This window comes from Nocardiopsis sp. YSL2 (genome assembly GCF_030555055.1).
GTDB lineage: Bacteria > Actinomycetota > Actinomycetes > Streptosporangiales > Streptosporangiaceae > Nocardiopsis.
This window is the reverse complement of sequence record NZ_JAMOAO010000002.1, coordinates 33,995-43,966: the sequence shown is the minus strand read 5'-3', so window position 1 is coordinate 43,966 and position 9,972 is coordinate 33,995. Positions and strand designations below refer to the sequence as shown.

The 9,972-nt window shown below is 72.0% G+C and carries 21 protein-coding genes; all 21 read right to left on the bottom strand.

Going from position 1 to position 9,972, the window contains the following annotated elements; all coding sequences use genetic code 11:
- Positions 1–15: 15 nt before the first annotated feature.
- Positions 16–201, bottom strand: a complete 186-nt coding sequence (locus M1P99_RS27960; RefSeq protein ID WP_304455924.1) for a hypothetical protein — start codon at positions 199–201, stop codon at positions 16–18.
- Complete coding sequence (locus M1P99_RS27955; protein ID WP_304455923.1) at positions 198–458, bottom strand: hypothetical protein; 261 nt, start codon at positions 456–458, stop codon at positions 198–200. Before M1P99_RS27955 ends, M1P99_RS27960 begins: the two co-directional genes overlap by 4 nt.
- A complete protein-coding gene (locus tag M1P99_RS27950) occupies positions 455–766 on the bottom strand; it encodes a hypothetical protein (RefSeq protein ID WP_304455922.1) in 312 nt (103 codons plus the stop codon). Before M1P99_RS27950 ends, M1P99_RS27955 begins: the two co-directional genes overlap by 4 nt.
- Positions 763–906 carry a hypothetical protein gene (locus M1P99_RS27945; RefSeq protein WP_304455921.1) on the bottom strand — a complete coding sequence of 48 codons (144 nt, stop codon included), beginning with the start codon at positions 904–906 and terminating at the stop codon, positions 763–765. The genes M1P99_RS27950 and M1P99_RS27945 overlap by 4 nt, the downstream gene beginning before the upstream one ends.
- A complete protein-coding gene (locus tag M1P99_RS27940; RefSeq protein ID WP_304455920.1) occupies positions 903–1,967 on the bottom strand; it encodes a hypothetical protein in 1,065 nt (354 codons plus the stop codon). The genes M1P99_RS27945 and M1P99_RS27940 overlap by 4 nt, the downstream gene beginning before the upstream one ends.
- Positions 1,960–2,499, bottom strand: a complete 540-nt coding sequence (locus tag M1P99_RS27935; RefSeq protein ID WP_304455919.1) for a hypothetical protein — start codon at positions 2,497–2,499, stop codon at positions 1,960–1,962. Before M1P99_RS27935 ends, M1P99_RS27940 begins: the two co-directional genes overlap by 8 nt.
- On the bottom strand, positions 2,492–2,878 hold the full coding sequence (locus tag M1P99_RS27930) for a hypothetical protein (protein WP_304455918.1): 387 nt from the start codon (positions 2,876–2,878) through the stop codon (positions 2,492–2,494). The genes M1P99_RS27935 and M1P99_RS27930 overlap by 8 nt, the downstream gene beginning before the upstream one ends.
- Positions 2,875–3,225: a hypothetical protein gene (locus M1P99_RS27925; RefSeq protein WP_304455917.1), complete on the bottom strand. Its 351-nt coding sequence runs from the start codon at positions 3,223–3,225 to the stop codon at positions 2,875–2,877. The genes M1P99_RS27930 and M1P99_RS27925 overlap by 4 nt, the downstream gene beginning before the upstream one ends.
- Positions 3,225–3,746 carry a hypothetical protein gene (locus tag M1P99_RS27920; protein WP_304455916.1) on the bottom strand — a complete coding sequence of 174 codons (522 nt, stop codon included), beginning with the start codon at positions 3,744–3,746 and terminating at the stop codon, positions 3,225–3,227. Before M1P99_RS27920 ends, M1P99_RS27925 begins: the two co-directional genes overlap by 1 nt.
- Positions 3,743–4,720, bottom strand: coding sequence for a helix-turn-helix transcriptional regulator (locus M1P99_RS27915; protein ID WP_304455915.1), 978 nt, complete (start codon positions 4,718–4,720; stop codon positions 3,743–3,745). Before M1P99_RS27915 ends, M1P99_RS27920 begins: the two co-directional genes overlap by 4 nt.
- Positions 4,704–5,030, bottom strand: a complete 327-nt coding sequence (locus M1P99_RS27910) for a hypothetical protein (protein ID WP_304455914.1) — start codon at positions 5,028–5,030, stop codon at positions 4,704–4,706. Before M1P99_RS27910 ends, M1P99_RS27915 begins: the two co-directional genes overlap by 17 nt.
- Entirely contained in the window at positions 5,027–5,314 is a 288-nt protein-coding gene (locus M1P99_RS27905; protein WP_304455913.1) for a WhiB family transcriptional regulator, read from the bottom strand. Before M1P99_RS27905 ends, M1P99_RS27910 begins: the two co-directional genes overlap by 4 nt.
- Positions 5,307–5,873 (bottom strand): hypothetical protein, encoded by a 567-nt coding sequence (locus M1P99_RS27900; RefSeq protein WP_304455912.1) that lies wholly within the window; start codon positions 5,871–5,873, stop codon positions 5,307–5,309. The genes M1P99_RS27905 and M1P99_RS27900 overlap by 8 nt, the downstream gene beginning before the upstream one ends.
- On the bottom strand, positions 5,863–6,411 hold the full coding sequence (locus M1P99_RS27895) for a hypothetical protein (protein WP_304455911.1): 549 nt from the start codon (positions 6,409–6,411) through the stop codon (positions 5,863–5,865). Before M1P99_RS27895 ends, M1P99_RS27900 begins: the two co-directional genes overlap by 11 nt.
- 2 nt (positions 6,412–6,413) lie before the next feature.
- Positions 6,414–6,659, bottom strand: a complete 246-nt coding sequence (locus tag M1P99_RS27890) for a hypothetical protein (RefSeq protein ID WP_304455910.1) — start codon at positions 6,657–6,659, stop codon at positions 6,414–6,416.
- Positions 6,659–7,102 carry a hypothetical protein gene (locus M1P99_RS27885; protein WP_304455909.1) on the bottom strand — a complete coding sequence of 148 codons (444 nt, stop codon included), beginning with the start codon at positions 7,100–7,102 and terminating at the stop codon, positions 6,659–6,661. The genes M1P99_RS27890 and M1P99_RS27885 overlap by 1 nt, the downstream gene beginning before the upstream one ends.
- The gene (locus M1P99_RS27880; RefSeq protein WP_304455908.1) at positions 7,099–7,323 is read right to left on the bottom strand and encodes a hypothetical protein; all 225 of its coding nucleotides are present in this window, start codon (positions 7,321–7,323) and stop codon (positions 7,099–7,101) included. The genes M1P99_RS27885 and M1P99_RS27880 overlap by 4 nt, the downstream gene beginning before the upstream one ends.
- A complete protein-coding gene (locus M1P99_RS27875; protein ID WP_304455907.1) occupies positions 7,320–7,961 on the bottom strand; it encodes a hypothetical protein in 642 nt (213 codons plus the stop codon). Before M1P99_RS27875 ends, M1P99_RS27880 begins: the two co-directional genes overlap by 4 nt.
- Entirely contained in the window at positions 7,954–8,832 is an 879-nt protein-coding gene (locus tag M1P99_RS27870; protein WP_304455906.1) for a Rad52/Rad22 family DNA repair protein, read from the bottom strand. The genes M1P99_RS27875 and M1P99_RS27870 overlap by 8 nt, the downstream gene beginning before the upstream one ends.
- Before the next feature lie 92 nt (positions 8,833–8,924).
- Positions 8,925–9,503: a hypothetical protein gene (locus tag M1P99_RS27865; RefSeq protein WP_304455905.1), complete on the bottom strand. Its 579-nt coding sequence runs from the start codon at positions 9,501–9,503 to the stop codon at positions 8,925–8,927.
- Positions 9,500–9,967, bottom strand: coding sequence for a hypothetical protein (locus M1P99_RS27860; RefSeq protein WP_304455904.1), 468 nt, complete (start codon positions 9,965–9,967; stop codon positions 9,500–9,502). The genes M1P99_RS27865 and M1P99_RS27860 overlap by 4 nt, the downstream gene beginning before the upstream one ends.
- Positions 9,968–9,972: the final 5 nt, after the last annotated feature.

Sequence of the window (9,972 nt, the reverse complement as noted above, 5' to 3'; positions counted from 1 at the left end):
TGGTCCTCCAGGTGGTCAGGCGCCGTGGTCGCGCAGGTAGCGGGACAGGCGGGCGGCACGGCGGTCGAGTCGCCGGCGGGCGACCGGGTTGTCCTCGCGGACGCGCTGCCGGTCGATGCGGGTGAGGAGCACGCGGGCGACCGCGATGCGGTCGGCCCGGCACTCCAGGTAGAAGGCCGGAGGCTCCAGGTCGCCAGTCACTGTCCGGCCTGCTTCCTCAGGGCGTCGCCGTGCTCGCGGAACGCCACGGACAGCTCGGTCGGCATGCCGTAGCCGTTGCCGCCGTTGGCCTGCATGTAGTCGCGGGCGACGCCCTTCATCTCGTCCATGGACGTGGTGGCGCGGACCTCGGCCACCCAGTCACGCTCAGCCGCGGCCGGAGGATCGAGCAGGGTTCCGCTCAGGAACGCGTCCATGGCGTCGGTGAAATGGCGGTGGTGCGCACGGTTGTCGGTCATGAGGTGGCCTTCTGCTTGGTCGGGATCATGGTGATGACCTCCACGGGCACGCCTTCGTAGGAGCCCTTGATGGACAGGTGGTCGTAGTCGCCCGCTGTGGAGTGGCGGACATGCCCGGCGCCGAGGACGCGCTGCCACGCGGCCAGACCTTCGAGCTGGGCGCGCTCGTCGTGGTCGGCGAACACGTGCCCGTACAGGCCCGGCTCGTCGGCGGACAGGGTCCACTCGGCGGGCGGGGCATCCTCGGTGACGAGCGCGAGCAGGGTGGTCGCCGCGAGCTTCTGGCGCAGGCGCTGGTTGACGGTCATGGGGTCACCACCAGGAGAAGGTCGACGGGTCCGCGCGGCCCGAGCGCGGCCTGGATGAGGGCCAGGGTGATCACGAACGAGCAGATGCCGGCGAGGACGGCCTGACCCCAGGACGGGGACCAGCGGCGGTATGGGGTCACTGTCCGTCACAGCCTTCGACAGGGTCGCGGTGCGGGCTGCATCGGCCGTCGTGGCCAACTCGGCGCGCGCACGCGTACTCGTCGCCGCTCGGCAGTTCGCTGGTCGCCCCGCAGTGCCGGTACTCGTCGTCATCGCCGGGCTCGCCGTCGACGCGCGTCCCGGCGGGCACCTTCTCCCCGCGGTCGGTGCTCTCCAGGACATCGAGGCGCTCGACTGCGGCGGCCAGCTGGCCGGCCAGCGCGTGCTCCCGGCACGGCTCGGACTCGATGGGCTGCCCGCAAATGCCGCTGGGTGTCGGGGCGGCGCACACGTACCCGCCGGGGGCAGCCTCGTCGGACCACACGACGGGCCCCAGGTCGGCCTCAGTGCTGCGGACGCGGCCGTCGAGTAGCGCGAGTCGGGCCTGGTCCTCGGCGCGGTCACGCTCCAGCCGCCCCACGTCCTTCTCAAGCTGAGCGACCCGATGCGCGGTTCCGTGTTGCTGCACAGTCAGGTGCTCGGCACGCTCGGCGGTCAACGCCTTGCCGAGCTCGCGCAGGGCCACGTCTCTCTCGCTCCTGAGCTTGTCCACCTGCTCGCCGCGCTCCACAGCGATCACCCGCAGGCACTCCACGCACGTGACCTCGGCGAGCAGGCCAGCGACGGTGACGTCGTGGTGTCCTTCCCCGCACGGGGTGATGCCTTCCGGGGTGGCCACGTGGACATCAGCGCCCCGGGCGGTGTCGCCGGACAGTAGGGGCAGGGCGCGAACCGGTTCGGTCGGGTCCTCGTCCCAGTTGCCAGCTCGGAGAGCCGCCACGGCCCGCTTGCGCATGGACCGGGCTGCGTCCTTGGCGGCCCGCTGCTCCCACGCCTGCCGGTCGGCCTCGGAGACGACGGTGTGCGAGACAACTCCACCGGCGAGCAGGGAGGCTTCGGCCAGGCCGACGGCGTCAGGGCCGTAGGGGGCGTTGAGGGCCGCGACTCGGTTGCCCTTGTGCAGGGAGATGAGCCCGGAGGCGACGATCATCTCGTCGCCGTCCTCGTCCTTGTAGCGGTACGGCAGCTTGACGTCAGCCACGGCCGGCCTCCTCGACTTCGGCGGCCTCGCGGGCCAGGTGGTAGGTGGACAGCGGGATCTCGCGCCAGACCGTGCCGTCGATGCGGCCCTGGATCTTCTCGGGCAGTTCCCGGGGCCAGCCCACGAACAGGTGCCCATCGAGGACCTCGACGGAGGGGTGCATGAGTACGTGGCCTGCGAGGCAGTGGTCCGGCATGCCGCCGGGCAAGAACTTGCGGCCGTTGGCGTGCGGAATCCCAGCCAGCTGTTCGTCGATCTTCTTGCCGTGCCTGGTGCGCAGGTTCGGGACGATGGCGTCAGAGTGCCGCCGGTCGACACGCCACCCATAGGGAGTCACGTCAGGGTGGCTGTTCCGGACGCCGACAACGCGGTCGGTTCCCTCGTCCCGGGCGTAGACCTCGGTGTCGAGGTGGAAGCCGTGGCGTTCGAGGAAGGCGGCGAGGGCGGCCTTGCGGTCCTCGATGGCCTGCCCGTAGGCGGTCGAGTAGACGGACGTCGCGGCGTTGGTAGCGCGGTAGACGACCTCAACCACGGCTGGCCTCCTTCTGACGGCGGTGCGCGCCGCGGCGACGGGGCGCGGGCGCAAGTTCGGGGTCGTCGTCCGCCCACGCGGTCTCGCCCGGCAGCAGCAGCGCGCCGATGAGCGCCTCGCGCCGGGCCGCGGTGAGGTTCAGCTCGGTGGGTCGGCCGTCGGCCGTAGCCAGGGAGACGACTGCGGACCCGTCCGGGTAGAAGGTGACCTCTTCCTCCCAGACCAGCTCCCGGCCGGTGACGCCGATCTCGGTCGGCCAGGACACCCCGCCGTGCGCGGAGGTGTAGTGGTTACCGGGCGGGTGGCCGGCCTCGCGGCCGCACACGACCTCGACGCCCTCGTGGGTGTGCGATGATCCGCACTCGCGCAGCCGGTTCATGGCGCACCTCCCATCTGCGCGAGACCGACCTCGGTCTTGCGCGCGGAGAAGATCGACCGGCCCACGTCCACGCGGGCATGCAGCGCCCGCAGGTGCGCCTTCTGAACGGCAACGGTCGACTCGGCGAGCGACCAGGTGCGCCACAGGGCATCGCACGTCTCGGTCGCCTGCTGCTTGCGGTCCTCCACGGACCCGGACGCGTTCCGGAACGCGCGGGAGTAGGCGAGCTTGTAGTCGCCCTCCGCGGCGATGCGGACGGCGTCGAGTTCGCCGAGCTTGGCGACGGCCTTGTCCAACTCCCGGGACAGGACAGCAAGGTTGTCGACGACGATCTGGGTCTCGGTCATCAGATGCCCGCCTCGTCGTCGAGGCTGTCGTCGCGGGCGTGGTCGAGCCCGGCGGTGAGGCCCTGGGCTACGGCGTCGAGCTCGTGCCGGACCTCGGTGATGGTGAGCTGCTCGGTGCGGTTGACCCTGCGGATGTATGCGGCCCAGTGCCGCAGCACCGCGGTGAGCCGGGCGGCCTCGACGGCGTGGAGCATCCCGGCGGTGAGTTCGAGGGTGCGCTCGTCGAGCTGCAGCTCCCCGTCCTCGTCGAGCGTCCCAGCCGCGGTGCGCTGGAGGAAGAGTGCGCGCTGGGCCTCACGGAGGGTCCCCTCCTGCTCAGGGGTGGCGATCTCCACGGAGGAGATGCGGGCCTTGACCCACAGTCCGGCCTCGCTGTCCGGGGCGGGCGCGTTCTTGTCGTCCTGCTTGAGCTCGACGACCGCCATCAGGCGCATGCCGGGCGTGGTGTAGAGCTTGGCGACGTAGGGCTGCAGGGCGGCCTCGGCGGCCGAGCCGAGCTTCGGGTCGATCTTGAGCTTCATGCGGCGGTGTCCTCGGTGGTGGTGTGGGCGGTGGGCTGGAGAACTACGTCGAGGCCGACGGCGGCGGCGTAGTCGTCGAGGTTGTCCAGGTTGGGAGCGGACTTGCCGGACTCCCAGGAGCGGATGGTCTGCTCGCTGTAGCCGCCGCGGGCGGCGAGCTTGGCGACGGACAGGCCCATGGCGGTGCGGGCCGCCTTGAGCTGGGTGATCAGTGGGTGCGGCTCGGACACGGGCCCTTCCTTCGGTGCGGGGACGGCGCGGACGGTGAGTGGCTGGCCGCCGAGGTGGCCGGTGAGGGTGATGTGGGACAGCCCGTCGGGGTAGCGGTAGGTCCGCTCGGGCCGGTCCTCGTCGAACCACAGCACCCACTCGGCGAGCCAGTCCTTGACCCACCGCAGGGGCGGGTGGCCGCGGCCGTGCAGGGCGGCGTCGACGAGGTCGCGCTCGCGTGCGCCGTGCGCGTAGGTGTAGGTGACCGTGGACCCGTCCGCCTCGACTCGGCCGGCGGCCAGGGACGGGCGGGCGGCGAGCACGGCGTCGATGGTGCGGTCCGGCCGCTCCGGCGTGCCGGACGGCCCGAGCAGCTGCTCGAAGTCGTCGAGGATCGCGACGGCCCGGTCGGCCATCTCCTGGTAGCCCATCGGGCGGATGCCGCTGGCGGGGTCGGGGCGGCGCGGGCATCCGGCGTGGTCGCGAGTGCACCAGTGCACGCCGAACGCATCGCAGGTTCCGTGGAGGTGGGCGGCCGCGGCCAGGCCACGCGCGAGCGCGTTGAAGGCGTGCGCGGTGGTCCGGCGTCCGGCCGTGGACTTCGCGGGGAACTGGAGGCTGTCGCCCTTGTGGCCGGCCTCCTGGCCCGCCCCGGCAGCGATGGCCAAGAGTTCGGCGCGCGAGTGTCCGGTGAGCTGCAGGATGTGCAGCGGCACCGCCACCCGCAGTCCCTCCACGAGGGCATCGTCAACGTCGGCTGCCACAGTGCCACCCCCCGTCGGGCATGGCGGGCAGGACACGGACCACGAGCGGCTTGCCACCCATGTGACCGCCGAGGGTGGCGTAGTCCAGGCCTTCCACCTTGGTGATGCGGTGGATCTGTCGGGCGCCGGCGTCCAGGGCCGCGCGCCACTCGGACAGCCACGCCTGGATGTCGTCCAGCGTGGGCAGGGTGTCGTCCGGGGCGGCGTCGTGCGTGTAGGAGTAGATGACGCACGCCCCCTCGCCCGTCGGCCGCACGGACCCACGGTTCAGGTACGGGCGGGCGGCGAGGAACTCGCGGATGGCGTTCATGCGGCGGCCCTCGCTCTCGCAGCCCGGATGCGGCGCCGACGGACTGCCCTCTGTTCGTCGCCGTTCAGGCCTCCGCGCACGCCGCACAGCTCAGTGGGGGAGCCTTCGAGCGCTTCGTCCAGGCACTCGACGCGCACCGGGCAGTCGGCGCACACGGTCTTGGCCTTCTCCTCGCGGCGCTCGCGCTGGTCACCGCGCTCACCCGGCGCCCCGAAGAAGACCCAGAGCGGCAGGTTCTTGCAGGCGGCGTCGTCGCGCCAGGCCTGGTCTCGCAGGTCACGCACGGCGCACCTCCGGCCATGCGATCTTGGCGAGCCCCTCGCGGTGACCCTTGGGCAGGTGCACCTCGGGGTGGCCGAGGGCATCGAGCCCCATGTATCGCAGCCACGCGGCGTCGACGGCGTTGTCGTCTCGCACGTCGTCGCCGGTGCGCTTGAACAGCTCCATGCGCATGTCCGGCTTGCCCGCGCCACCGCGCCCGGTGGCGTACTTCTTCAGGGACGAGGGCGGCACCAGGGCGTAGGGGATGCCGTTGTCCATGAGCAGGGCGCGGACGACGCCGTGCACCATGCCGAGCATCCCGATCGCCTTGGCCCGCACCGGTGGGATGTCCTCGATGACGACGAGGTCGACCCAGCGGTTGATGCCGCGGGTGCCAGGCGGGCAGCCGCCGACGACGATGCGCACGGCTTCGCGGATGTCGAGGATGCGCGCGTCGCCGTCGGCCTGGGGCCCGATGAAGTCCTGGGCGCCGTTGTCGAAGGCCACACCCGTCGCGGTGACGGACAGGTCGAGCCCGACCACGCGCGGGGGCCCCGCGGTCTTGACGTGGCTATGCGGCATCGGTCTTGGTCCTCTCAGCGGGATGCTGGCCGGCCTCCAGGACGGCGGTCAGCGTGGACTCGGGCATGTCGGCGAGTTCGGCGACGTCGTAGGCGCGCGCCTCGGGCTCGGGCTCGTCGGGCTTGTAGCCGACCTTGTGCTCGCAGGTGCGACAGGGCTTCTCGCGGTTCCTGATGTGCCGCTGGTAGGCGGCGAGGGTGCCGTGGCTCGGCGGCGCGGTCTGGCGCCGCTTCGGAGCGGGCTTCTCGTGGGCGGGCTCGGCCGGGGCCTCGTCGGCGATGTCGAGCATCGCGATCACGTCCAAGGCGGCGGCGACGTCGCGACGGTGCGCAACCCAGTCGCCGCACTGCTCGGCGGTCCCCGGGCAGTCGTGCCGGTTGGCCAGGCGGCGGACCATCCACCGCGCGGCGTCCTCCTCCTGCGCGGGGATGGGTGCGTCGGATCCGGCGCACAGCGCCCGCTCTCGACCCTGGAAGTCGGAGGTCCGGGCTGGCTTCTCCGGACGGTCAGCCATGCTGATCTGGTGTTCGAGTGCCATGGTCATCGCCCCCAGCCGGTGCGCATGATGAGATGGAACAGGTCCCGGTCCAGGGCCGCCATGACGATGTCGTCGAACTCGTCCTGGCCCTCGGGGTCGATGTCGGCGATGCGCTCGGGGTGGCCCGGCATGTCCTCGTGCAGGGCGGTACCGAGCAGGTGCCGCCGCCATCCCGCGGCGTACTCGTGCACGCTGATCTCGGCGTCGAGCAGGCGGCGCTGTACACGCCTCCAGGTGCGGCCGTTCATCACCGACCTCCCTGGGAGATCGAGCACGGCCAGTCCTCGCCGCAGCGGCGGCAGTGCTCGCCGCGAGCGGGGTCATCGTCGGGCAGGTACGCGGTCGGCCGGTGCTGGGCTCGGTCCACGTAGTCGGCGACCGACCACATCAGGTGCAGGACCGTAGAGTCCGCGCTGCGCTGGTGGGCGACGAGCACGGTGCCGACCTGGCTGGCCATCGCGAGCAGCACAGCGGTCACGTCATCGGGGTCCACGCCCGTGGTCTCGGTGATGGCTGCGGCGATCTCGTGCGCGTGCCCGTCCATGTGGGTGTCGGCGCGGCCCGTGGCGGCCTGGCGCGCACGCTGCTCGCGGACGATGTCGAGCATCCGCTCGGGCGTCCACTCGTCCCCGGTCAGGACGACCGCACCCCGCTCGGCGGCGAGAGCACGCAGTCGCTCTTCGGCACTCACAGGGCGCCTCCCGTCTGCCGGTCGGCGGGCACGGCCCGGCCGGTCCCGCAGTGGCCGCACCTCATGGACAGCTTGGTGTTGACCTCGCGCAGGTTCGCGAGGTGACGGCGGAGCTGGAAGACCTCGACCTGCTGGTCGTCGCCTCCCCGGTTCTTGACCCACCAGGCGGCGACCGCTCCGGTGGCGGCTCCGACCGTGAAGGTGATGGCGAGGGCGATCATCGGGTGCCTCCCGTGGGGAACGGCCCTACGACCTCGTCGGCCGGCTGGGGCTCGTCGGCCTGCTCGATCTGCGGCACCAGCGACTCGCCGACCCCGGCCAACTCGCCGCGGTGCCACGCCTCCAGCACCGCCTCCTCCGCGCGCGGCCCCGGGGTGAAGCTGAACGCTCCGGTGACCGGCGTGTAGTCGACGTCAGCGACCTTGACGATCTCGCCCGTGGTGTGGTCGGTGAGGGTTCCGTCGTCGGAGAGGACCTCGTCGAGCTTCTTGACGAATGCCTTCTTCACGGAGCGGCGGATCAGGTCCGGCCGGGCCTCCTTGAGCAGAGCGAGGAGGTCGCGGTCCTCCAAGGCGGCCGGGTCGATCTCCTCGTCCAGCTCGGCTGGAGCGGTCCGGTCGACCAGGTCGACGAGCGCCTCGGTGTGCCAGGTGACCTTGCGGCGCGGGCCGCTGATGTTCAGGGATCCGGCGGACTCGCCTGCGGGCATGAGCACGTCGAGGCTCTTGACCCCCATGGAGTTGCGCAGCTCCTTGAAGTGCTGCTCTGCTTCGGCGCGTGCGCCGTCGTACTCGACGGTGACCCGGTCCTTGAGGACGCGGAGCGCGGCGACGCGCGCGGGATGGGACAGGTCAGGCACGGCGGCCTCCTCGGCGGCTGGTGGTGGTGTTCTGCGGGGCCTCGGCTTCCGCGTCCTGCGCGGCGGCGATCTGCTCCGGTTCGGGCTTCTCGGTCATCTCGGCGAACCGGGCGTGCAGGGCGTCGTGCAGGCCTTCGGCGATGTCGCCGCTCAGGCCCTGCTCCTGCTCTTCGGTGACCGCCGACCAGATCTGGTTGAGCTGCTCGGGCGTGGTCGCACCGGCGATCCGGCCGCGGATGGTGGCGGCGAACTCGCCCTCGGGATCGGTGGCGCCGGGGCCGACCTCGCCCATGCGTTCCTGGGACTCGGGGTAGATGTGCGCGGCGGACCAGATCACGACGGGCGACAGGTCGCCCTTGCGGTAGAGCGACAGGCCCAACTGGTCGCCGAGGTTCGCGGCGCACCGCTTGAGCGCCTGGGTCACGGCGGACTTCGAGGCGAGGTCGTGGGCTTGCCCGGCCGTCACCTGCTTGGAGGCGTCACCGACAGCGGTGTCGTCCCACCAGGACAGGACCCGGCCGTCGGTGGTGCGGATGATGAGTCGGACCTGCGCGCGGTAGACCACCCACCAGCGGATATCGCCGTCGATCCGGTCGGCGTGCTCGCGGATGCAGGTCAGCTCAAGGGTCTGGTCGCTCCACCCGCCGAACCCGAAGATCCGCGTCAGGGTGCGGCGGACGTCCCAGCCCTCCAGGTGGCTGTTGTTCCGGTGGCGCTGGACACGGTCGGACTGGATGCCGGTGAGCAGGGTCTTGACCTGCTCTGGAGTGAGGTCGGCAGGGCCGGCCTCCACGTGTGGGGTGGCCGGACCGGAGGCGTGAGCGACGGTGGCCTCCGGTCCGGCCTGGGAACCGGACGCAGGACGCTTCACCGGGCGGCCCCCCTGGGCGCCCTCCCTGTCCTTGGCTCCCGGCGCGGGAATCCCCACTCGCGCACCGGGTGGCTTTGACGTCCGGGACATGGTCAGTGCTCCTTCTGGGTGATGAGGTTCAGGGCGGCGCGGTGCACGCCGGTGGCGATGGTGCGGATCCGCAGCGGGGCCTCCGGCCAGGCGAGGGCGGGGCCTTCGTCGGTGCGGGCGATCCGGTAGTCGGCGGTGTGTGCCCACACCTGGAAGAAGGTGTCCGAGGGGGCGCCCGCTCGGGCCGCCTGGTCAGGGGCGGGGACCAGCTGGCACCTGCAGCCGGGGTCCGGGCAGGACCGGGCGGACATGTCGACCGCGTGTGAGCGGTAGTGGTCCATGTCGCCGGTGAGCATCGGGCACGCCTTCGCGCTGTACGCGGCGCACTCGGGGTGCATGCCGGGCTCGATCACGTACCCCCGGGACCGGTCGGCCTCGCGGCCGAACAGGACGTACCGGTCCGCGTAGAGCCGCTCGCCGCAGATCTGGCAGAGCCTCTGCCGCAGCGCGCGCACGCGCCGAGCGTCGGACACCTGCCCGAGGTGGTGGCCCCGGTCCGATTCGAGCGACACCCACGGCACGACCAGTCCGCCGACGGTGGGCCGGTGCGCGAGGCGGGTCGGGATCGGCGGGGCGCTCATCGCAGGCCGTCCACGCGCACGAGCTGCATGGTCGGGGCCGGGGCGGTGCCGACCCATTCGGCGTACTCGCGCACGTCCGACTCCCACGCCAGGGTGCGCCCGTTGGGCGGCGGCCCGTCGGGGCGCTCGGCCTGCCCGAGGGCGACGAGCACGTCCCGGTGGATGCGCTCGATGAGGCCGGGGTCGGTGAGGCTGTGGATCTCACGAATCGGGTCCCAGCCGGTGAGGACCACCGGGCCCGCGTAGGGGAGGCCGGCGGCGCCGAGCGCGAGCAGGACACAGGAGCCGACGACGTTGCGCGGGTAGTCCTGCGCGTGGCCGTCGTCGTTGACCCAGGCGCACGCGAGGACGGAGGTGGCCAGGCGCACCCGCGCCGGGCCCTCGGGGCCGACCTCGGCCCGCAGGTCCAGGTCACGGTCATGCGCGGTCAGGGTGCCGTCGGTGGCGATCACGGTGTACTTCATGGCGA

Bases quoted from the DNA above. Each gene is read 5' to 3' on its own strand.
- M1P99_RS27955 (WP_304455923.1), bottom strand. From the start codon at position 458: ATGACCGACAACCGTGCGCACCACCGCCATTTCACCGACGCCATGGAC.
- M1P99_RS27950 (WP_304455922.1), bottom strand. From the start codon at position 766: ATGACCGTCAACCAGCGCCTGCGCCAGAAGCTCGCGGCGACCACCCTG.
- M1P99_RS27930 (WP_304455918.1), bottom strand. From the start codon at position 2,878: ATGAACCGGCTGCGCGAGTGCGGATCATCGCACACCCACGAGGGCGTC.
- M1P99_RS27925 (WP_304455917.1), bottom strand. From the start codon at position 3,225: ATGACCGAGACCCAGATCGTCGTCGACAACCTTGCTGTCCTGTCCCGG.
- M1P99_RS27920 (WP_304455916.1), bottom strand. From the start codon at position 3,746: ATGAAGCTCAAGATCGACCCGAAGCTCGGCTCGGCCGCCGAGGCCGCC.
- M1P99_RS27910 (WP_304455914.1), bottom strand. From the start codon at position 5,030: ATGAACGCCATCCGCGAGTTCCTCGCCGCCCGCCCGTACCTGAACCGT.
- M1P99_RS27900 (WP_304455912.1), bottom strand. From the start codon at position 5,873: ATGCCGCATAGCCACGTCAAGACCGCGGGGCCCCCGCGCGTGGTCGGG.
- M1P99_RS27895 (WP_304455911.1), bottom strand. From the start codon at position 6,411: ATGGCACTCGAACACCAGATCAGCATGGCTGACCGTCCGGAGAAGCCA.
- M1P99_RS27890 (WP_304455910.1), bottom strand. From the start codon at position 6,659: ATGAACGGCCGCACCTGGAGGCGTGTACAGCGCCGCCTGCTCGACGCC.
- M1P99_RS27880 (WP_304455908.1), bottom strand. From the start codon at position 7,323: ATGATCGCCCTCGCCATCACCTTCACGGTCGGAGCCGCCACCGGAGCG.
- M1P99_RS27865 (WP_304455905.1), bottom strand. From the start codon at position 9,503: ATGAGCGCCCCGCCGATCCCGACCCGCCTCGCGCACCGGCCCACCGTC.
- M1P99_RS27860 (WP_304455904.1), bottom strand. From the start codon at position 9,967: ATGAAGTACACCGTGATCGCCACCGACGGCACCCTGACCGCGCATGAC.